Source organism: Acaryochloris sp. CCMEE 5410, from assembly GCF_000238775.2.
Classification (GTDB): Bacteria; Cyanobacteriota; Cyanobacteriia; order Thermosynechococcales; family Thermosynechococcaceae; genus Acaryochloris.
Genome location: NZ_AFEJ02000001.1, coordinates 4,198,626 through 4,218,363, shown reverse-complemented (window position 1 = coordinate 4,218,363; position 19,738 = coordinate 4,198,626). Strand labels below are relative to the sequence as shown.

At 48.0% G+C, this 19,738-nt stretch carries 22 protein-coding genes; 7 read left to right on the top strand and 15 right to left on the bottom strand.

Annotated elements, in window-relative coordinates:
- Position 1: 1 nt before the first annotated feature.
- Positions 2 to 616, bottom strand: a complete 615-nt coding sequence (locus ON05_RS19445) for a hypothetical protein (protein WP_010472791.1) — start codon at positions 614 to 616, stop codon at positions 2 to 4.
- A gap of 215 nt (positions 617 to 831) precedes the next feature.
- On the opposite strand from ON05_RS19445, the gene ON05_RS19440 reads away from it, so the two are divergent.
- Both ON05_RS19440 and ON05_RS19435 read left to right on the top strand, forming a co-directional pair.
- Positions 832 to 1,921, top strand: a protein-coding gene (locus ON05_RS19440; RefSeq protein WP_262561993.1) for an ISAs1 family transposase whose coding sequence is annotated in 2 segments (ribosomal slippage) — positions 832 to 1,626 and positions 1,628 to 1,921 — 1,089 coding nt in all. Because the reading frame shifts where the segments join, the coding sequence is not laid out codon by codon here.
- Between the two features lie 132 nt (positions 1,922 to 2,053).
- Entirely contained in the window at positions 2,054 to 2,254 is a 201-nt protein-coding gene (locus tag ON05_RS19435; protein WP_010479971.1) for a hypothetical protein, read from the top strand.
- A gap of 42 nt (positions 2,255 to 2,296) precedes the next feature.
- On the opposite strand, the gene ON05_RS19430 is transcribed toward ON05_RS19435, so the two are convergent.
- The 3 genes from ON05_RS19430 to ON05_RS19420 all read right to left on the bottom strand — a co-directional run bounded on the left by ON05_RS19430 (position 2,297) and on the right by ON05_RS19420 (position 6,690).
- Entirely contained in the window at positions 2,297 to 3,322 is a 1,026-nt protein-coding gene (locus tag ON05_RS19430) for an agmatinase family protein (RefSeq protein ID WP_010479972.1), read from the bottom strand.
- A gap of 2 nt (positions 3,323 to 3,324) precedes the next feature.
- Positions 3,325 to 4,623, bottom strand: coding sequence for a polyamine aminopropyltransferase (speE, locus tag ON05_RS19425; RefSeq protein WP_029315677.1), 1,299 nt, complete (start codon positions 4,621 to 4,623; stop codon positions 3,325 to 3,327).
- A 369-nt stretch (positions 4,624 to 4,992) separates the two neighbouring features.
- Positions 4,993 to 6,690: an ABC-ATPase domain-containing protein gene (locus ON05_RS19420; protein WP_010479974.1), complete on the bottom strand. Its 1,698-nt coding sequence runs from the start codon at positions 6,688 to 6,690 to the stop codon at positions 4,993 to 4,995.
- Between the two features lie 103 nt (positions 6,691 to 6,793).
- Here ON05_RS19420 and ON05_RS19415 point away from each other — a divergent pair, with 103 nt between their 5' ends.
- Positions 6,794 to 7,336 carry a 2'-5' RNA ligase family protein gene (locus ON05_RS19415; RefSeq protein ID WP_010479975.1) on the top strand — a complete coding sequence of 181 codons (543 nt, stop codon included), beginning with the start codon at positions 6,794 to 6,796 and terminating at the stop codon, positions 7,334 to 7,336.
- A gap of 6 nt (positions 7,337 to 7,342) precedes the next feature.
- Positions 7,343 to 7,963 carry a hypothetical protein gene (locus tag ON05_RS19410; protein ID WP_010479976.1) on the top strand — a complete coding sequence of 207 codons (621 nt, stop codon included), beginning with the start codon at positions 7,343 to 7,345 and terminating at the stop codon, positions 7,961 to 7,963.
- A gap of 40 nt (positions 7,964 to 8,003) precedes the next feature.
- Here ON05_RS19410 and ON05_RS19405 read toward each other — a convergent pair whose 3' ends face one another.
- The 9 genes from ON05_RS19405 to ON05_RS19365 all read right to left on the bottom strand — a co-directional run bounded on the left by ON05_RS19405 (position 8,004) and on the right by ON05_RS19365 (position 15,635).
- Positions 8,004 to 8,864: a M48 family metallopeptidase gene (locus ON05_RS19405; RefSeq protein WP_029315678.1), complete on the bottom strand. Its 861-nt coding sequence runs from the start codon at positions 8,862 to 8,864 to the stop codon at positions 8,004 to 8,006.
- A gap of 363 nt (positions 8,865 to 9,227) precedes the next feature.
- Positions 9,228 to 9,500, bottom strand: coding sequence for a hypothetical protein (locus ON05_RS19400; RefSeq protein WP_262561991.1), 273 nt, complete (start codon positions 9,498 to 9,500; stop codon positions 9,228 to 9,230).
- A 211-nt stretch (positions 9,501 to 9,711) separates the two neighbouring features.
- Positions 9,712 to 10,539, bottom strand: a complete 828-nt coding sequence (locus tag ON05_RS19395; protein ID WP_262561989.1) for a transposase — start codon at positions 10,537 to 10,539, stop codon at positions 9,712 to 9,714.
- Positions 10,540 to 10,565: 26 nt separating this feature from the next.
- Positions 10,566 to 11,936, bottom strand: a complete 1,371-nt coding sequence (locus tag ON05_RS19390) for an undecaprenyl-phosphate glucose phosphotransferase (RefSeq protein ID WP_262561988.1) — start codon at positions 11,934 to 11,936, stop codon at positions 10,566 to 10,568.
- A gap of 332 nt (positions 11,937 to 12,268) precedes the next feature.
- Positions 12,269 to 12,799 carry a peptide deformylase gene (gene def, locus ON05_RS19385; RefSeq protein ID WP_010479983.1) on the bottom strand — a complete coding sequence of 177 codons (531 nt, stop codon included), beginning with the start codon at positions 12,797 to 12,799 and terminating at the stop codon, positions 12,269 to 12,271.
- Between the two features lie 84 nt (positions 12,800 to 12,883).
- The gene (locus ON05_RS19380) at positions 12,884 to 13,291 is read right to left on the bottom strand and encodes a hypothetical protein (RefSeq protein ID WP_010479986.1); all 408 of its coding nucleotides are present in this window, start codon (positions 13,289 to 13,291) and stop codon (positions 12,884 to 12,886) included.
- A gap of 4 nt (positions 13,292 to 13,295) precedes the next feature.
- A complete protein-coding gene (locus tag ON05_RS19375; protein ID WP_010479987.1) occupies positions 13,296 to 13,934 on the bottom strand; it encodes a 1-acyl-sn-glycerol-3-phosphate acyltransferase in 639 nt (212 codons plus the stop codon).
- Between the two features lie 76 nt (positions 13,935 to 14,010).
- Positions 14,011 to 14,892, bottom strand: a complete 882-nt coding sequence (fabD, locus tag ON05_RS19370) for an ACP S-malonyltransferase (protein WP_010479988.1) — start codon at positions 14,890 to 14,892, stop codon at positions 14,011 to 14,013.
- Positions 14,893 to 14,969: 77 nt separating this feature from the next.
- Positions 14,970 to 15,635, bottom strand: coding sequence for a TVP38/TMEM64 family protein (locus ON05_RS19365; RefSeq protein WP_010479989.1), 666 nt, complete (start codon positions 15,633 to 15,635; stop codon positions 14,970 to 14,972).
- Positions 15,636 to 15,779: 144 nt separating this feature from the next.
- Between ON05_RS19365 and ON05_RS19360 the strand changes: the two genes are divergently transcribed.
- The 3 genes from ON05_RS19360 to rsmI all read left to right on the top strand — a co-directional run bounded on the left by ON05_RS19360 (position 15,780) and on the right by rsmI (position 18,194).
- Positions 15,780 to 16,115: a hypothetical protein gene (locus ON05_RS19360; RefSeq protein WP_010479991.1), complete on the top strand. Its 336-nt coding sequence runs from the start codon at positions 15,780 to 15,782 to the stop codon at positions 16,113 to 16,115.
- 336 nt (positions 16,116 to 16,451) lie between these two features.
- Entirely contained in the window at positions 16,452 to 17,069 is a 618-nt protein-coding gene (locus ON05_RS19355) for a hypothetical protein (protein WP_010479993.1), read from the top strand.
- 267 nt (positions 17,070 to 17,336) lie between these two features.
- The gene (rsmI, locus tag ON05_RS19350) at positions 17,337 to 18,194 is read left to right on the top strand and encodes a 16S rRNA (cytidine(1402)-2'-O)-methyltransferase (protein WP_010479998.1); all 858 of its coding nucleotides are present in this window, start codon (positions 17,337 to 17,339) and stop codon (positions 18,192 to 18,194) included.
- A gap of 5 nt (positions 18,195 to 18,199) precedes the next feature.
- On the opposite strand, the gene nrtS is transcribed toward rsmI, so the two are convergent.
- Both nrtS and aqpZ read right to left on the bottom strand, forming a co-directional pair.
- Positions 18,200 to 18,430, bottom strand: coding sequence for a nitrate/nitrite transporter NrtS (gene nrtS, locus ON05_RS19345; protein WP_010479999.1), 231 nt, complete (start codon positions 18,428 to 18,430; stop codon positions 18,200 to 18,202).
- A gap of 63 nt (positions 18,431 to 18,493) precedes the next feature.
- Positions 18,494 to 19,291, bottom strand: a complete 798-nt coding sequence (gene aqpZ / locus ON05_RS19340; protein ID WP_262561983.1) for an aquaporin Z — start codon at positions 19,289 to 19,291, stop codon at positions 18,494 to 18,496.
- Positions 19,292 to 19,738: the final 447 nt, after the last annotated feature.

Here is a 19,738-nt window from a genome sequence, read left to right as displayed (position 1 = left end):
CTCATTCGTACATTTGCCCGCAGTCCAGAAACACTTGAAATTGTTGCCAAGTAACCCTTTCTAAATCGTTCTGAGGAGAAGGCATATCTTCTGAATTTTTGGTTCCATGATGAGCACTATCGTCTAAGGTTTCGACTACACCTGGAACAGATTGCTGCAGGATATCATTTTTTAAGTTCCCGCCGTCCAAGGAACCAGCTACAGCGCATTCAAGATAGCTTACTGGCTCAAAGTTATACCAAATTGATTTCCGGGGGGAATGGATTCCAAAATATCGTAGTTTGTTGGCAAGCATGCCGTGATCAGCCATTTCATGCAGATCAACGATTTGTCTAATTAAGGTTAACTGAACACTATGAAAGCTTGCGAAATTGTTCGGAAGATCATCATACTGTTCATTCCATTCGGTACTAAAAGGTAATGGAACACCAACAAATCCTCTTTCTAAGAGCTCATAAAATTCATTAGCCCGGATGGAAACAGCATCTGCATAACAATTAACACCTGCTAATAAAGCTCTCAGATATATTTCAAGTGTGCGCTTGTTCTGGATCTGCTGTTGCAATAAGTTATTAATCTCAAGGCATAAATCACGATTCGTGCGGATCTGAGACATCGCATTTACTCATATAGATGATGGAGGTTATTGACCCAACAGAATTATGCCTATTCTCACTAAAATCCAGATTGAGTTAGCGAGTCAAATTGAAGAAAATTGTCCGTAGGGTTAGTCAGTCAAAAATTGGTTGGAAGCTATTCATGGGGCAGGGTTGTTTTACGTTACTCCTAGAAAAAATAGGATGGTTCTACTGACCAACAGTAGAGAGACCGATGAGCCATCTAATCGATACTTTGAAGCAAGTCCCGGATTTCCGCAGTGCCCATGGCCGTATTCATCCGTTATGGCTGCTGTTGCTATTGATGGTGATGGGCATGCTTGCTGGATATCAAGGGTACCGTCCGTTAGAAACCTTTGTGAGCGATTATCGCCAGCCTTTAAGTGAGCTATTGGGGCTTGAGAGCCTCGAAGTTCCGTCTCACTGTACCTTTCGTCGAGTGATGAAGGGGCTTGACTTCCAAGCGTTGAGCCACCAATTTGAAGCATGGATGCTCTCGAAAGCCCAGACTCACTCTCCCGATAATTATGCAGCCTCCATTGATGGCAAACGGATTCGTCAGGGGCTGACAGATGCCAAGGGGAAGCAGCGTTTTGTGGGCTTGGTGAGTTTATTTGCGGTGGAAGCAGGCATCACCCTCAAGCTCGAAGCCCTCACTCAGGAGGATAATAGCGAAATCAAAGTCGTCCAGGCTTTGTTGGAAACCCTTCAACTCGATGGCTTGCTGATTACCATGGATGCCTTACACGCCCAAAAAACACTTGAGAAGATTGTGGCCTCGGGTAACGACTATCTTGTGGCGGTCAAATCCAATCAGGGAAGACTTTACGACCACCTCCAGACTTACTTTGAGTGTCTTAAACCCATGGCTGAGCACATCCACTCCGCCCAAAGTAGAGGACGAGATGAACATCGGTGTATACAGGTTTATGAGCCTGTCGGCATAGCCCTACAAGAATGGACAGCAATTCGCTCTGTGCTTTGTGTCCAACGATGGGGCACAAAGCAAAGGAAAGGAGTATCACAATACGGCCTATTACATCAGTTCAGCTGCCACCTCACCCCAGCATTGGCAATCTCTGGTCCGAGAACATTGGGGCATTGAAAATCGGTTGCATTGGCCGAAGGATGTTGTTTTTGGCGAAGATGATTATCGACTCGAAGATGAACAAGCACTGCTCAATTGGTCAGTGCTTAGAACTATTGGGATTAATATCCTGCGGCTAAACGACTATCAATCCCTCAAAACCGCGATGACTAAGCTGGCTAATCGGGTCGATATTATTTTTTCGCTGCTAACTTAAAACAGCCCTGATTCATGGGGAATAGATGATACTACTACGTAGGAATTGTCAATCATCAAAACCGTAGAATTGGTTACTATTGTATTCATCCCTTTGGCACTGTAGAAAAGACTTGGCCATAAAGAAGTAAGCATGCAATTTGCACATTATTCTGTCACTGAACTTTTAGAGTTTATTGAACAACGGCAAAGAGGACGTTTGTTTGTCAAAGCTCTTGAAATACAGGCCGCTTGTCAGGAACTCAGACAGCGCCAACCGACTCGATGCTATAGCGCACAGGAATTCTTAGAAGCACTTCAATCCGATCACTTTTTGAATCACCAACAAGTTTAATCAGTATTTTAGTTGCACTCTTGCTAGAGTTGAAAGTAGCCTCTAGGGCTGAGATAGCCCCATCAAATTACAGAGCTTGTAGAGAATCCGCGCGCCTACATTGCCATCCCACACCCCATCACCCACTTCACAGATATCGCAGCCAATAAGCGATCGCCCACTGAGAACAATCGTTCGACACAGATGGAAAGCTGCTTCCAGCTCCAAGCCACCCGGCACTGGAGTACCCGTATGGGGGCATAACTTGGGATCTAAACCGTCCACATCAAAGCTAATGTAGACCTGCTTCGGCAGATGCGCCACCATCTCTTGGCACAGGGAATGCCAAGTCGTCCCTTGATAAAGCTGCGTTTTTAGGTCTGGGTCGTAGTAGGTGACAATTCGTCCCTGGGATTGAGTGACGGTTTCCACTTCAGCCGCACAGACATCCCGCACCCCCACCTGAACAAGTTTCGTGACCTGGGGCAATTTCAAGACATTGGTCATAATCGATGCATGAGAATATTCAAACCCCTGATAGGCTTGACGTAAATCGGAATGGGCATCGATTTGGAGAATGCCAAATTCGCTATGCTGCTCAGCTAGTGCCTGTAAATAGCCCAAGGGAATGCTATGGTCCCCGCCTAAAAGTACCAGCTTTTTGCCCTGGGCCAGAACAGTTTGAGCTTGCTGATAAATCCACTGATTAAGATGGCGACATTCCTGATTCACTTCCGTGAGCGCTGCCATTAAAGGGGGTGAATCGGCAACCGCATGGCCTTGGCTAGTATACTCAATCACAGCTTGAGCCTTGTCTTTTAGCACATCATTTTTAACTTGAATAAAGTCGGGAATGCCCGCCAGACAAATACCTTGCTGCCACCCGCCTGGATGATCAAAATCGTATAAATCCAACTGTGGGGACTCTCGCAGAATCGCAGCTGGACCTTGGGCCGTTCCTGAACCATAAGAAACGGTTACTTCCCAGGGAATCCCCCAGACAATAATCTGGGCACTGTCAAAATCGAAGGGCAAGCCAAACAGATTGCCATTCTCTAGGCCCACGCCATTAGGATCAAAGGTCGTCATCGTCAGATCAGCACAGGCTGCTCTACCGTAATCATGTCTTTGACGAAGGTGGGTAAGCAAAAAGCCGCTTGGTGAATGCCAGGATTGTAGTAGGCCAGTTGATGGTCCTGGGAAAACTGCTGGGCTTTTGGTGAGTCGAAACCCTGAATTGGATGTGGACCATTTTTGGAGCAATAGGCAAAGCTCCACATTCCAGTGGGATAAGTAGAGATAAAGGCCAAATAGCAGTGAACCTGAGAGGCCCCAAAAATTGCACCTAAGTCCTGATAAAGTTCCACAAATTTGGGTTGATTAAACCGGGGGGATTCGCTTTGGGCCACCAGAATTCCACCTGACTTTAAAACTCGGTGTACCTGGAGATAAAACTCTTTGGTAAACAGGGGTGCAGAACATCCGACTGGGTCGGAGGAATCAATAATAATCAGGTCGTAGGACTCATCGGCGGCCGCTGCCAGATACTCAATCCCATCGCCAATCAACAGATTCAGTTTGGGGTGGTCGAGGGCCGAGGATAGGCTGGGCAGATGTTCTCTGGCGGCTTTGATTACTACCTCATCAATTTCGACTAGGGTGACCTCTTCTACTTGGGGATGACGCAAAATTTCCCGGACGCTACCGCCATCACCACCGCCAATTACCAGTACTTTGCGCGCAGAGTATGTGAGCATCGGCACATGGACAATCATCTCGTGATAGGCTTTTTCATCCCCTTCGCTGCACATGACCATATTGTCGATCACTAGCATTTTGCCGTATTCGAAGGTATCAAGGACTTCTACAGTTTGGTAAGGTGATTTTTCTCGGAAGATCCATCCGCCTCGATGTCGAATGGATAGGGCAATATTGTCATTGCGATCCGTAAACCAGACAGTGCGTTTCTCCTGTGGATCCGAATATTCATAGGCAGCAACGTCTTCAGGGCGCTTGAAGTCTACATCTTCTGTTTCCAGCAAATGGAGTTGCCCTCGGTTTAACTCTAAAGCTGACCCATGATCGGCTTGAAACGCTGCTTTCAAAATTTCATAGGCGATCCAGGGATTAACGGACATGCCGCAGGTAAATAAATCTAGAGCGGCATAGCCATACTCTGGCCAAGTATGGATGGCAAAATGGCTTTCTTGGAGCACGATAAAGCCGGAGACGCCAATGGGCGGAAACCGATGAAATTGGGAGGTAATAATGGTCGCGCCTGATTCCTTAGCCGCTCTCAACATATTGGTCTCGATCAGGAGAACATCGTTCAGGACTTCGGCAGAGCCGCCATAAAACTCAACTAAGATATGTCTTCCAAGTGAATTCATAGGTTTTGAAGAGAAGGGTAATAACATTGAGTGAAGCAGCAGTGTGGACAAACACCGGCTTCCTAAGTCTTGACGGGCCAAAATCTCCCATCAAGGTCACTGACTTAACTGATTAAGGGCAGGCTTGAGAAGTCGTAGTGCTCAAAGTATGCCCATGTCCTCTTCAATTGAATCCTGAACAAAAATGGTTGGACAGTCGTATCACCGGATTAAGCTCCTCCTAATCTGCGGCGGGGTGAACTTCCTGATCAGCGCTGATGCGTTGCCATGATTTTGCCCCAGGTAACATGGTAATTATCAAAATCCTGTTCTATTTTGTCATGAAGTGGAGACAGAACTTTGCTGAGCCCAGACAATTTTTCCAACCCTTCAATTTTCTAGGTCAAGGTTCCGCCAACGATTGAGGGCTGCTGCCAGTTCAAATCGGCGAAAAGCGACAAAATCACCTTCGGGGAAAGAACTGAGGGCAGACAAACCCTCTGCAGCGAGGTGCGACAGAATAGCTCGGATCCCATGGGAAAAAATTAGATCAGGCGGTGGGGACTGGTGGAGATAAAGGATAGCGGCTGCGATCGCACGCAGTTGCCCTGACTCCACAAGCTGCTCAACGTAGCTTAGATCAATGGCTTCGCGACCTAAAATAATTTCTCGTAACTCATGGACTTTAACTTTGGCAGGTCGCCCTTTCCACTCTAATGCTGATGGCTTCAGTCGCAGTATTCGAGGTTGGTGAGTGTTGATGGGTTGTCCCGCTTCACAGGTGCGATCGCTCGGGTATTGGGCTGCGATCCCATGGGCTTGCTCTGTCACATTTTCAGGGCGATACGCCGTTAGAGCAATCACCGTATCAGCGACTTCAAAATAATCCCCACTCCCCCCCATCACCAAAATACTGGAAACGCCGCGATCTTCATACAGAGGGCGGATTTGATCGATGAATGGAGTGATCGGTTCTTGGTCTTTGGCGATCAGGGATTGCATTCTGCGATCGCGAATCATCAAATTGGTGGCAGTAGTATCTTCGTCAATCAGTAGCACTTGGGCATCCAGCTCCAAAGCTTCGATAATATTGGCTGCTTGCGATGTACTACCACTGGCATTTGCTGTATAAAACTGGGTCGTATTCTGTTGATGGGGCAGATGGTTAATAAATGGAGATAAGTCTACCCCTGCCACAGGGCGTCCTTCTTCAGCCCGAATTTTGACTGCATCTCCGTTCGTCACGACTAACTCACGGCCATCTCCCGGAATATGGTTGTAAATTCCTAGCTCTAGGGCTTTCAGCAGCGTCGATTTGCCGTGATAGCCACCGCCGACAATCAAGGTAATGCCAGCAGGAATTCCCATGCCCGTAATCACACCTTGATGGGGACAGTGAAATTCAACCCGTAAGGATGCCGGTGATTGAAAGGGTGTGGCGGTGTCTAAAGGACGCCGATCAATGCCACTTCGACGGGGCAAGATGGCCCCATCAGCGACAAAGGCCACTAGTCCTTGAGTAGACAGTTGCTGCCTCAGCCAGTCAGCATCTTCTTGGGTATCAATATGGTGCTGAAGGTGTTGTATTGGCAATTGAGCATATAGCAGGCCCTCCACCAACTGAGGAATCTGTTCACAGAGCAAATCAGCCGCCTGCCACCCATCGATGCGGCGGCCCCGAGCAGGCAAGCCCACCCAAAATCGCAGCTCGACCTGCTCGTCATCAATAAAAGCTGCAGTCCGTTCTAAGATTTCTGGACCCGGCTGGGTAATCGCAATCAAGCCACTATTGCCAGTCCCTGAACGACGCTGCCTCTGTTGTGCTAACTGGTGAAACTGTCGAGTCAAGAAATCTCGTAGTCCCACGGCTCGACTGTGATTGGCGTATAACGCTGCTGGAAAGCCCGCGATTTTCTGGGGGATCAGGACGCGACATTGGCTGGGTTTGGCGAATGGATCACCCTGTACCCGATCAATTTTCAGGGTAAATCGGGGAAAATCATACGAACCTCGAATGACTTTATAGGCTTTGTAGCCTTTGCCATCCAGTTGCTGTAACTGCTCTACCAGATGGGTATGATGGGTCATGGCAACTCCAGTGCATAAGGTCCTGCATCCCCTAGAGATATCCTGATCTCTGTCGAGACTTCACCATTAAAAAGGGGACGGCATACAAGAGGCAACACTGCTAATGCAAGAAGTTTCACTCTGGCTCGTTCCTCAACCCGAAGATGCCGCCTATCTGCAAGGCATAATCGATCAGCTGGCCGAAAAATATCAAGCCCCTCGATTTAGGCCCCATGTCACCCTTGCCGGACGCCTCCAAGTCTCCGTTCCATATCAAGCATCCCTATCGGAGCTGGCCGTGGCTACACCGATCTTGCAGCTGCATAATCAAGGCTTAGACCATAGCACAGCGTTATTTCGAACTGTTTATATTCGTACTTCTTTAGCCGATTCTCTGGTGACCTTACGGGAACAGGTTTACGAACTGTGGCCTGAGAATGCCGTCAAACCTTTTATGCCCCATATCAGTTTGATCTATAAAGAAATGGCCTCCTCCGAACGCCAGCTCATCATTCAATCACTGAGGATCAAGGAAACGTTTATTTTCGATACCCTAGCAGTAGTCCGTCCACAACAACCAGGAGAATGGACTGCTGTAGAAACCTGGCGGACCCTAGACCAATGGAATTTAAATCATCAAACTGCTGAAGTGAACCCCTTGTCCTAAACCCTTATGAATAGACCCGAAACATTTCAAGACTATGTAGGCGATTTTGGCAATTATTCATGGGTTGTCTTATTTGTGAACGCCCCTTTGGATGCTGTTTCAACCCTCTATGCTGAGACGTTACAGCGTGAAATGGTTCATAATTTACCGATCACGGCCTCCACAACCAAACAAGCGGATCAATATGACCCCACTGGTGCAGTGGTCCAAGTTATTGATAGTGACTGGGTGATTATCTTCCATCATGTCGGCAGATATATACCGCTAGACTCAGTATCCGACTTCTCCCAAACACTGAATGCCCAGGTACTCGTCTTTGCAGGAGAAGATACCTCTGGCGCAGTAGACTGCCAACTCTATTCACCAGGAAATCCCAAAACCCGCTACCAAACCACCGAAGACTTTGAGGAAGAAGCCGAAATTTATGAGGAGATGGCGGAAGAAATAGCAGCCGCAGGCATCTCTCTTCAACCCAGCACTATTATTGATAGCTACGAGAAATTATTTGAGTCCCTAGGGATTCAAACGATTGAGCTAACCCTAGACGAGAATCGCTCCAAGGCATTCGTTTCCGAAGTCTATCAAAACAAAATTCAAAGAGTAGATCTGATTACCCAGCCTTTGTAAGGCCATCACAAGCTGAGGGCATAGAGGTAGTGGTTCCATCTTAACGGCTGCCCACGAGTTGCCGATAGCGGCTTTCGCTGAGACCACAACTTCTAAGATCTGGGTTGCTATCGCACACATTTTTAGGACCAGACTGAATGTCTTGCTCCAGACGCACAACGCGATCGGGGACGGCGGGGTGTGTACTTAAGAACGTAGGAGTCGATCGGCTAGACACTAGTTTGCGCATAAACGCAGGCATGGCTGAGGTGGCATAATCTGCTGCTCTCAGAATACGCAACCCTTCGCGATCCGCATCATACTCATCGCTGCGGCTTTGAGGACGACTCACCAATAAGTTGACCCCAATATTGGCGACTTGACTACGATTAGAACCAGTAACAGCGGTTGTGAGTCCTTGGGCCACCATTGTCTTGCGAATCTGCTTGACGAGGTGTTTGCGGTCAATATGGCCAATTTCGTGACCAATCACACTAGCCAGCTGGGCTTCATTATCCGCAGCATTAATCAGCCCCGTGGTGACATAGACTCGCCCGCCCATCGTGGCAAAGGCGTTCACCCGTTTATCATCCACCACTTGAAACCGATACGCCACTTTCCGGCGTCTGGCACCAGCCTCTACCAAACGTTGACCAATGCGATTAACGTAGCGATTGAGGGTTTGTCCCTGGTGTAAACGCATGCCTTGGCTTTGCAGATTGCGGTGAATCTGCTCCCCTAGCTCCCGCTCCTGCTGATTGGAAAGATTAGACAGCTGAATCACTTGAATTCCTCGAAAGATCAAGTCTCTCAAAGGAATTGCTTGGGCTGGATTTGGAGTTGCGATCGCAAGACTCGTTGCTAAAGCAGTAGCAGCAACAACACGCTTAGAAATGGGCGGCTGGGAAACTGCATCTTTCATAAAGTCACCAGACGATGAGACAGCATCATAGGCGTAACTCTCTGCCCGCTTGAGCGTATTGAGCAGAGAGATACACAATTCCTATGTGCTAATTATGACGCTGAACGACCGTAGGAGTTTCCTGCCCGTAGGCCAATCTATGGAACCAGACCGTGCTTAGTAAGCATTTTGGTCTCTCAGAAACACAAAAGCCGTCTTCAAAAGAATTTGAATATCAAGACTTAGAGACCAGTTCTTAACTGGAGTCTGGCAAATTTCATCAAAGTTCAGCCTCCTTTCATTACCGCCAGAACAGGCGGTAACCTACTCTGAAGTGTGTGCCTCAGAGCAGTAACTCGAATTCAGCTAATGTTTCTCAAGCCATTAGGCTGCAATCCGAGTTGGTAGAATGAAGCGCTTCACGACTCCTTGCGTATTGCCATCCGTGATGGCCTGCTCACAAGCAGCCATTAAGACCGCTTGAGCCTGTTGCTGTCGGTGATGTTCAATCACTTGGGCAATTGAAATGAATGGATCATCCCTCTGTTGAGAACAGCGCAGTTGAGCATACAAAAAATGCAACGCTAAATGCACCAAAGAGTACCACTTGTGAATCGCTTCATAGTGTTGGACGCGAAACTCCCCAATCCCAAACATTGCTTGAGATACCAATAATCTGTTTCAATGGACCAGCGCTTTGAGTAGCGTTTCAGTATTTTGGCCGCAGACAATGAGGTGTCTGTGCACAGGTAATACTTCGGGTGAGAATCCCGAGGGTGCCGCTTGGAGATGACCACACAGACGTCAAAAGGCACCTCATTTAATCGGCCCGTAATCGAGCGCGTTAGGTAGGTGTGCTTTGAGCCTGTCACTGTTTTAACTCAACTGAGTCGTAGTGTTTGTGCTTGAGGTCTTTGTTCCATTGACTCAGACGCTTGCCATCAAGAATGCGATTGGATTTGATAGCGCCCAAACAAAACCATCGCTTGCCTTGCCGCCGAACAAACTTGAGTAGTTTGGCGGAGGCATACCAGCTATCGAATAAAACGTACACCCGCCATTCTTTGGGTAATAGAGGCTGGAGCTGCTGAAGCATCTCCCGGACCAGTTGATACTTGGTTTGGAAGCGCAATCGCTCCTCCTTGGCACGTCCCCGGTTCAAGTTGCGAACCGTTTTTGCCCGTAAATAGAGCCGATAGGCGAAGGGAACACTGTGGTTGCCAATTTGAACCCGACAACTCACATGCACCATCCCTTTCTTGTACTTGGGAGTATTGCGACCACTGGCATTGTGGTCATGCTGCCAATCCACCCCTTCCAAGGCATGGGTATCCTTATCTTTGCTACTGGTCGAGTCATCAATACTCACATACACCACAGGAGAACTTCCTCCTCGCTGCACGCGCTCTATGACATCGGCCAGGTTGATTTCCCCAAGGCGTTTGTCGAGAGATTGCTCAGACCAGGTACTCACTCGTAAAAAGTCAGCCACTGCACTGGCATCTGGAGCATCAACCCACTGAGCATACAAGTGGCTAAGGGTTTTGCGGCCATTGCCCACAATCAATCCTTCAACAATACGCAGCACATGCTGCTGTTGAGGTTTAGATAACGGGATGCTCAAGTGTGAGAGGTACTGTTTTAGAGCCTGGTCTGGATGGATGATGCTTTTTAGAATGACTACACCTTTGGGCAAACACGATGGTTAATGGCCTGAATTTACTACGGTGTGGTCTTTGATGGCCAATCAAGCAGTTTTGCCAGACTCCAGTTCTTAAGATATTCCAAGTCATAATCAATGCGTCGCTTCATCTTGTCTAAAGTCTCTGTTTCACCCCGACAACCATTGACCTGAGCCCACCCTGTAATACCAGGCTTGACCTTATGTCGAAGCATATAGCCGCTGATGAGCTTCCGATACATCTCATTGTGAGCCACCGCATGGGGACGAGGCCCCACCAAGCTCATGCGACCTTGCCACACATTCAAAAATTGAGGGAGTTCATCCAAAGACGTTTTGCGTAAGAAGCCACCCACTGGCGTAATACGACGATCACCACGAGTCGCCTGAACCACAGCGCCACCATCTTCCATCACCGTCATGGAGCGGAACTTATAGACAATGATTTCTTGGCCATTTAAACCGTACCGACGCTGCTTAAACAAAATCGGACCAGGTGAGGATAACTTCACAGCCAAGGCAATCACCGTCATGACTGGAGACAGCACCACCAGCGCTAACCCAGACAACACCACATCAATCGCTCGCTTAAAGACATACTGCAAGTCGGAAAAAGGAATCTCCCAAATCGAAATCAAAGGGACACCATTAATTTCGTAAGACCGACCATGCATCAGACTGTACATCAATAGACTAGGCACGAAATAGACACAGGCCGTCGTATCTTGTAGAGCCTCAATCAGTTCTGCAAAGCGCGGCTCATCATCTGCAGCACAGGCAAGATAGACCACATCAATATGATGTCGACGAACATAATCGGGAACCTCAGATAATTTCCCTACTACCGGCACATCCGGTAACTCCGCTGGCGGCTGATCATCAAAGAAACCACTGAGCCGAATCCCTAAATCCTTACATTCGCGAATCTGTTCGGCTAAATCCAAGCTGACTTGATTCACCCCAGCAATCACCGCAGACTTAGAATTTCGCCCAGACATGCGCAGTTGGCGGAGCATCGCCCAAACCAAGAAGTGAACCACAAGCAACACGACCGGCACACTGCAAGACCAAGTCAAGATCAATGCCCTTGAAAAAATCATGGAGGTTTTAGTGGCAAAGCCAATGAAAAGCATCAGCCCCATCACAATGGACCATCCCAGGACCAATCGAATCGCGAGCAATCTTGCCGCCAAACTGCGGTAGGGACGATACATCCCTGTTGACTTAAAGACCGGCAGAATCAGCAAAAATGCTGTTAAGGCAAAGAGCTGCAGACTAGTGGTAAATGCAATGGCATAAAAATGGGCCAAAACCACCAGTAACAGAACTGCCAGTGTGGGATCCAGAAGGCGCTGCACCAATGTCACGATTGACGTATTGGCTCGGAGTGTCCAGTGGGAGTTATGGCTCATAAATCATCTTGGGGAGAACAAAACTTGTTAACTTGGCCAAATATGGCCTAATTCTAAAAGCTCAGAACGATGAATGCTGCTATCAAAACTACATTTGTAGCTTTGTCAACTTCATTGTTGATTTTTCCTGACAAAAGAGAAGTGATAGTGATCACCTTCGGTATTACGAGTTACAAATCACTCCATCACAGCTCTGAAGCAGACGGCAAAAATCTTTAAAACTGAAGATTATTTAGGAAATAACTAAGTTTGGACGAGTATAACGTACGGTCGCCAAAAATTATATTTTGGAATAAAATTACTGACTATTTATGACCTTTGAGCCTCCACAACTAGGACAGTACTAGCTTGTGATACTCATTTTCGGTAATAAGTTCCCGCGTGGATTCAACTCTGTCAATAAACACATAGCCCTGTAAATGGTCGCATTCATGCTGAATAATGCGTGCCACAAAGTCCTGAAAGATTTCTGTTTGGGCCTGACCGTTGCGATCTTGGTACTCAACAGAAATGGTAGAAGCACGAGGGACTAACCCTCGAATACCCGGTACACTCAAACAGCCTTCCCAGTCCTTCACCCGGTCTGCACCGATAGGGGTGATGTGGGGATTAATCATGGCAATCGGATCCATGTGAGGCGCATGGGGATACCGGAGCGTAGGACGGGAGGCCACTATGACTACTTGCAAATCAATGCCTACTTGAGGAGCAGCAATGCCAACGCCATTGGATGCCTCCATGGTTCCAATTAAGTCATCAATTAGAGCCTGAATCTCTAAATCGGTTGGGTTTTGCACAGGGCAGGCCGTCTGACGCAGTTTCGGATTACCGAGTTGGAGAACCTCTCGTTGCATCGCTGACATGACGAACTATCCCTTCTGCTTACAAGTGGTTCAATTTTAACGCTGCTCACTTGAGGCCGTCGTATCCAAACATAATTGTGAATGTTACGGTTTCAGTGTCTGCTCAGGAGACGGCAACCCCTTAACATTGGACTCAACAATTCCTAAGTTTTGCCAAAAATCTGGCGGATATTCCAGCTCTGCTTTGCCAACCCAACCTCTTTCTAGATTGAGGATATAGCCCTTATCCACCTTTTTATAACTCACAGATTGGGTCGCGAGCTGATCCCAATCCCCGGTATATTTCAAATCTGCTAAGGATTGGGGATAGTCGCCATAACGCACTTTATGCAGCTCAATCAAAGTAATTGCCGTTTTGAAATGTTGATCACCAAACTGATTATCGGCTTCTTGCGAAAACTGATTGAAGACTTCTGGCAACCCACAGGCTCCCATAGCGAGGGTAATCCCTAGCAGCAATCCCCATTGAATCGATTTAGAGCACTTCTCCATAGGGTTAACGGCCTAAATCATGCATGGCATTAATCACATCGGCACAGTGTTGAGTCACCTCGGCCAGTGCCGTGCGATCGCGGCTGGCAGGAGGTGGAATAGGCTCGCCAATCCGAATCGTCAATGGTACACTACGAGGAAATTTCTGGCCTTTGGGAATAATTTTTTCGGTCCCCCAGAGGCAAACCGGCAGCAAAGGCGCTTGAATCTTACTAGCAATTAAGGCTGCTCCTTGTTTGGGATTGGTAATTCGTCCGTCTACAGTGCGGGTGCCCTGCAAAAACAGACCCACAGCCCATCCCTGATCTAAGGAAGCTAAGGCAGCTCGAATGGCACTGCGATCGGCTGATCCACGATTTACCGGATAGGCACCATACCACCGAATCAAGGTAGAGAGGACGGGTACCTCAAAGAGTTCCTGCTTGGCCATAAATGCCACAGGCCGACGCATGCAGTTGGATAACAGTGGTGGATCAAAGTCACTCGCATGATTGCTCACCACGATTAATGGCCCTTGCTGTGGCACCCGTTCTGCGTGATGAATCTGCCCCCGAAAATAAACATGCAAAGAGGGGCTTACCACCGTCCATTTGAACAGGTGGTAGAGGGCTAAGCTAATTGTGGGCTCACGCTGTTGTGGCATGGGGCGAACCTCGGCCAAGAACTCAATTGACGATATCAAATTAGGGTTGACCCAGCGGGTTAACCCCTGACTAAACTTAAGCAGGCAAGCTTTCTAAGCTATTGATATTCGTTAACGCCATCTCTTTGCAAGTGCGCTTGACTAAACCTGTTAGGACTTTACCAGGACCCACTTCCAAAACCGATTCAATCCCTTGATCGGCAAAGACAAGCGCCGTTTCCCGCCAGCGTACCGGACCCGTCATTTGCTGAATGAGTCGAGTTTGGAGGGTGGCGGGGTCTGTCGAAGGCGTTGGCTCTACATTAGATACAACGGGCACCTGGGCAGGTTTAAAGTCGATGGAATTGAGGACTGACTCGTATTCAGCCGCTGCATCCGCCATTAGGGGTGAATGGAAGGCACCGCTGACATTCAGCTCTACTGCCCGCTTGACTTTAATACTGCCTAAGACGCTATCCACAGCGGCAGGGGTACCGGAAATGACGACTTGGCCGGCATGGTTATCATTGGCCAAGACCACACCATCCGTACTCTCGACGGTTTGACTGAGTTGATCGCGATCAAACCCCATCAGAGCAGCCATTTTACCATCGGAGGCTTGAGACATCAGGGTTGATCGCTTTTGTACGAGCTTTAAACCGGATTCAAAGTCGAAGACTTGGGCAGAGTAGAGGGCGACATATTCTCCCAAGCTATGGCCCGCAACCAAATCGGGTTTCAGTCCTTTCTCCGTCAGTAGATCGGCAAAAATAGCAGATACCACGTATAAGCAGGGTTGGGTGTAATTCGTTTGGGAAAGTCGGGTTTCATCTTCCCCGCACACTTCGGGGACGGACCAGCCCAAAATGCTAGCTGCAGCTTCAAACCGCTGTTTGCCGATTTCGGTGTCGAGGAGGTCGAGGCCCATGCCAATGGCCTGGGACCCTTGCCCAGGAAATACCCATGCTGTTTTGGTCATATTTCTAGATTATTGCGTCAGCTCCATCCTCCAGTTTTGCACTGAACGGTATTGTTCACGACACTTTTTCAGGAGCATCAACTCCGCTTGAGCCGTTTTTGTCGCCAATAGGTTGATCCTGCCACCAGGATTCCCGTCAATGCTAAGGCACCGATTAAAGGGGCAACATTACCAGAGTTGAGGGCTTGCACACTGGAGCTGCCGATAAGAACAAAAGGCAAGACGCTAGGAATAGTGCCCAAGATTGTCCCGATTAGAAAATCACGAAAGCGGATAGAGGTGAGACCCGCCGCAAAGTTCACCAGGCCATAGGGCATAATCGGCACTAATCGAATCGCAAACATATAGAAGAGGCCACCACGCTTGACCTCTGCATCCATTTTTTGCCAGCGTCCCGCCAATCGTTTCGCTATCGGCTCGCGACCAATAGTGCGGCTAAAGTAAAAGGCGACAACTGCGGCAATAATGGCGGCAAGACTGGTCCAAAGAGTTCCTAGCCAAGGACCGAATAAACCCCCTCCCGTAAGATTTAGGGCTGTTGAAGGCAACACTAAGAGAGTGGCAATGACATAGGCCAGGATGTAATAGATCGGTCCCCACATCCCTACGCGGTTGACCAGTCCCTTTATTTGAGCGGTATCCAGCTTACCCAACGCCAATAGAGCAATGCCCGTTGCCACTACACACACCACAGTTAGGAGCACGATGATCCTACGGGGAGTGAGGAATTTTGCTCGTTTCATGGTTCATACAAATAAGGACAGCTTAGACACGAGAGTTTGAGCGTTATACCCTTCGGTTGGGGGTAGGAAAGATGTAGCCGACCTTTGACATCGTAATATCCTTGAAGCAGATGTTAGCGCTACAGAAATAACCGGACTGTAACGATGGCCCGCCTGCTAGCAAATGAAGGGTTCTTGCTTCGCCTTACTCCAGCAGATGACCGCATCCATTCTGTTGAAGCGATCGTTGGCATTGATGGAGTTGACGCAGAAGATGGCAACATAGACGTTGCCATTACCCTTGCCAATGGCGTCGTTCATCAGCGAGTATTCATGACACCCAAGAATGCCGCGACGCTTCTTGAACGTTGGCGAATGACTGGCGAGGCCCATAGTGGTGCTTACCTCGCAGGGGCAGATCTAGTCTTCATCCCCTATCTGAGTGCAGATCATATCCAATCGGCGGTTCTCGCTCTTCTTGACGAGGGCAAGTTAATTTGATGTCAGCATGCCTTTACAGACAATCTGGATTTTGACGGCAAATATGGGTTAGATGGATACGACTTGCAGATGAAAGATGCCTCTAATGTTTGAGAGTGGATTCCCTTGATAGAAAATAATTTGAGCAGTATCGAGCTTCCCCATGACCAATAGGGCGATTGCTGTTGCGACCAAATGCACCACGATTAAGAGAAGGAGGCTTTTGCGGGGATCATTGCATGCATCATCTAGGTGAGTAGCAGATAGCCAGCGTTATTATCTGATTTGAGGTTTCGGTATGAGCACATCCTGCAATTGTTGTAGAGAGATGCCAGGTTTTTAAAGCTGTAAGCGCCTATGAATTCATCGATTCAAATGCAAGCGGTCGTGGAGTCACCTTATGACGCAGGTGAATTTCTTTGTCCTTGGCCAGTTCCAGAATTCAAGCCTTTGTCGATGATCCGTTTATGGGGAGAAATGACATATCCAGAGATCGGTTTGGTGTTTGCTCAATTGGCTCGATACAACCAAATAGAACTTGCAAATAATAAACACACTGTTTTAGAGCAGATCTTGGAAGCCGAAAGCTTAGTGTTACCCGGTGGTATACAAATCGTATCTGAAGCGAAAGTTATTCCTCCAAGTTGTTGTTGTGGGCTAGAAACATGGCGTGAATGGATTGATTTCCTTCAAACAGGTTATTCACCTTGGTTAGGGCATGATCCAAGTCCGTGGGTTGAGCGTCAAGGTACTATTATTCGCATTTGGTCAGATGGTGGGCTTGAACCAATGCGGGATGCGTTTAACATTGATGTTTCACAGCCTGAATTTGAGAAAGCATTGATGGGTGTGGAGCGAGAGCTGCAAGCATTTCTATTTTCTATCGAAAGCTGGGCACAAGACATTGGCGTTGCAGAGCCAAACCAGTTATTTCAGAAGTTTGATCATTGTTTCAACATTCGGAAGGCAGCGTAAAGAGACTTAAAGTTAGACAGCCATATAATCATTACGACTGCTTATATTCTGCCAATGGTTATGTCAGTAACATTCATGACAATTGCTGACCGTACCCATTAAGCATGGGTAGCTTATCTGCCAGTTGAGACATGGCACAATTGTTATCCGTCAGATACAGCCCGTTTCTGGTGAAGTTTGAGAGTGGCGTACAGCTTTTGGGAGAAGATGGATAGCGATCGATTTGGAATTGAGTCAGCCTCTCCAATGCTCTAGATGAATGAACACATGATCTCTTCTGACACCAATGCGTCCCAAAATGGCAGCTTGTATATTGTGGCAACGCCGATTGGGAATTTAGAAGATATGAGTTTTCGGGCGGTGCGGATTTTGCAAACGGTGGCTGCGATCGCAGCCGAGGATACGCGCCATACGGGCAAACTGCTCCATCACTTTCAGATCAAAACCCCGCAACTTAGCTATCACCAGCACAACACTCAAACCCGTACACCGGAACTAATTCAGCGACTACAGTCAGGGCAAGATTTAGCTCTCGTGAGCGATGCAGGCATGCCAGGGATTTCTGATCCAGGGGTGGAACTCGTGCAGGCTTGCGTTGAGGTTGGGATAGAAGTGATACCGATTCCTGGTGCCAATGCTGCGATCGCAGCACTGGTAGCATCGGGATTACCCTGTGATCGTTTTTGCTTTGAAGGGTTTCTGCCTACAAAGGGGAAAGCGCGTCAACAGCGGTTGCAGGAAATCGCGACGGAATCCCGCACCGTTGTTCTGTATGAAGCACCCCATCGGTTGCGCCAGACCTTACAAGATTTAGCAGAGCAGGTTGGTACTGAGCGACAGATTGTCTTGGCAAGGGAATTAACCAAACGGTTTGAGGAGTTTTGGCGAGGATCGGTGCAAACAGCTATCACCCACTATCAAACCCATGAACCCAAAGGAGAATTTACAGTGGTTTTGGCAGGTAAAGTGGTGAGCCAAACTCTGCCCACAGACCTAGAGCTACGCACAGAATTGCAAGCGCTATTGGCTCAGGGATGGTCTAAATCGCGGGCGAGTCGGCAATTAGCAGAAAAGCATGCTATGTCTCGTCGTCAAATTTACCAGCTCACCCTCGACTTGGAATAACGCCACTACAGTTTTTTAGTGCGACTGACGTACTGTCCATGAACACTCACCATATAAGGGACGCAATAGGTGAGGACTGCTGAGATCCAGCGTGCGCGGGTCATTTTGTTTTGGGTTAGGGCCGCGCCATGATTAATCGCCAATAAAATAGACCCCACTATGGCCGCCACTTTCAAAGCATTAGTCCGATAGGTGGGATCTATTAGAGCCGCGAGATAGCCTCGCAAAAAAGACATTGATCGTTTTTTACAAGTCAGCGAAACGGTTGAGAAAATTGGAACAATATATGTTCTTTCTCATTATCGCTCTGCAAAACTCCGTTCAGGTGCCGAGGTAGAAGTTGTATCTTCTTCAAATAGGGCATTGTAGATGAAACCAGCTGCGATCGCACCTGCAATTGGCGCAACCCAGAATAGCCATACCTGAGCAAACAACTCCATATTGCCTGCCAAACCGACAATCAATGCGGGGCCAGTACTACGAGCAGGATTTACGGAGGTATTGGTAATCGGAATACTGATCAAGTGAATGAGAGTCAGACCTAAACCAATGGCAACAGGAGCGAACCCTTGAGGGGCACGGTTGTCTGTGGCACCCAAGATGATCAAGAGGAACATCATGGTGAGCAAGACTTCTGCGATCAAACAAGCAACCAGATTGTAGCCACCAGGTGAGTGAGCACCGAATCCATTGGTCGCAAGTGGGTTACCACCCGAAACATCAATCGGACCCGCACCACTAGCGATCAGATACAAAAGACCCGCCGCAGCAATCGCACCCACCACTTGAGCAACGATGTAAGGCAATAGCTCAGATCCAGGGAATCGCTTGCCAGCCCAAAGTCCAAAGGAGACGGCTGGGTTGAAATGTCCACCAGAAATATGACCCACGGCATAGGCCATGGTCAGAACGGTCAAACCGAAGGCGAGAGAAACGCCTGTAAAACCAATACCTGCGGGAAAAGTAAAGGCAGACTTGGCCTCACCGATTTCTACACCTGCCGTAAAGACAGCAGCGAATACAGCACTACCACAGCCTCCAAAGGTCAGCCAAAACGTGCCGAAAAATTCAGCAAAACCTTTTTTTGTAATCGACATAGATGAACTCCATCTTCAAAACATGAGGAACATAAACTTCATACCCCCCTCGGCTCGGCAACTCTTTTCAGGTTCACGTATTTGTTTTATGAGCAAAGGTTAGTGAATCTCGGGTGAGAGATAAGAAAGAGCATCAACAATTCCGAATGGTTATCAATAAACCAATCCTCGCTAACATATTCTGAATATCAAAACGGTATTTGTAAACACATCTATAGATTTTGACAATATTTCTAGAAGTGATTTTCTATAGCACGCAAGTAATTCAGAATACGAGGGAGTGAGTCGCTACAACCTATTAGCCAAAGGGGTTTGATCCTGAGCATTGCATCCATTGCTCATCGGTGTTCATGATGGGCCATAGCCACAGCAAATCATGGTTGCTCAGAGAGTTCTAAAAAGTAGCCTACAAAACGTTTTGAGAATATTTTTGATCGTGAATAGACC

Coding starts and splice junctions, on each gene's coding strand:
- ON05_RS19445 (WP_010472791.1), bottom strand. CDS start 616: ATGTCTCAGATCCGCACGAATCGTGATTTATGCCTTGAGATTAATAAC.
- ON05_RS19435 (WP_010479971.1), top strand. CDS start 2,054: ATGCAATTTGCACATTATTCTGTCACTGAACTTTTAGAGTTTATTGAA.
- ON05_RS19430 (WP_010479972.1), bottom strand. CDS start 3,322: ATGACGACCTTTGATCCTAATGGCGTGGGCCTAGAGAATGGCAATCTG.
- speE (WP_029315677.1), bottom strand. CDS start 4,623: ATGAATTCACTTGGAAGACATATCTTAGTTGAGTTTTATGGCGGCTCT.
- ON05_RS19420 (WP_010479974.1), bottom strand. CDS start 6,690: ATGACCCATCATACCCATCTGGTAGAGCAGTTACAGCAACTGGATGGC.
- ON05_RS19415 (WP_010479975.1), top strand. CDS start 6,794: ATGCAAGAAGTTTCACTCTGGCTCGTTCCTCAACCCGAAGATGCCGCC.
- ON05_RS19410 (WP_010479976.1), top strand. CDS start 7,343: ATGAATAGACCCGAAACATTTCAAGACTATGTAGGCGATTTTGGCAAT.
- ON05_RS19405 (WP_029315678.1), bottom strand. CDS start 8,864: ATGAAAGATGCAGTTTCCCAGCCGCCCATTTCTAAGCGTGTTGTTGCT.
- ON05_RS19400 (WP_262561991.1), bottom strand. CDS start 9,500: ATGTTTGGGATTGGGGAGTTTCGCGTCCAACACTATGAAGCGATTCAC.
- ON05_RS19390 (WP_262561988.1), bottom strand. CDS start 11,936: ATGAGCCATAACTCCCACTGGACACTCCGAGCCAATACGTCAATCGTG.
- def (WP_010479983.1), bottom strand. CDS start 12,799: ATGTCAGCGATGCAACGAGAGGTTCTCCAACTCGGTAATCCGAAACTG.
- ON05_RS19380 (WP_010479986.1), bottom strand. CDS start 13,291: ATGGAGAAGTGCTCTAAATCGATTCAATGGGGATTGCTGCTAGGGATT.
- ON05_RS19375 (WP_010479987.1), bottom strand. CDS start 13,934: ATGCCACAACAGCGTGAGCCCACAATTAGCTTAGCCCTCTACCACCTG.
- fabD (WP_010479988.1), bottom strand. CDS start 14,892: ATGACCAAAACAGCATGGGTATTTCCTGGGCAAGGGTCCCAGGCCATT.
- ON05_RS19365 (WP_010479989.1), bottom strand. CDS start 15,635: ATGAAACGAGCAAAATTCCTCACTCCCCGTAGGATCATCGTGCTCCTA.
- ON05_RS19360 (WP_010479991.1), top strand. CDS start 15,780: ATGGCCCGCCTGCTAGCAAATGAAGGGTTCTTGCTTCGCCTTACTCCA.
- ON05_RS19355 (WP_010479993.1), top strand. CDS start 16,452: ATGAATTCATCGATTCAAATGCAAGCGGTCGTGGAGTCACCTTATGAC.
- rsmI (WP_010479998.1), top strand. CDS start 17,337: ATGATCTCTTCTGACACCAATGCGTCCCAAAATGGCAGCTTGTATATT.
- nrtS (WP_010479999.1), bottom strand. CDS start 18,430: ATGTCTTTTTTGCGAGGCTATCTCGCGGCTCTAATAGATCCCACCTAT.
- aqpZ (WP_262561983.1), bottom strand. CDS start 19,291: ATGTCGATTACAAAAAAAGGTTTTGCTGAATTTTTCGGCACGTTTTGG.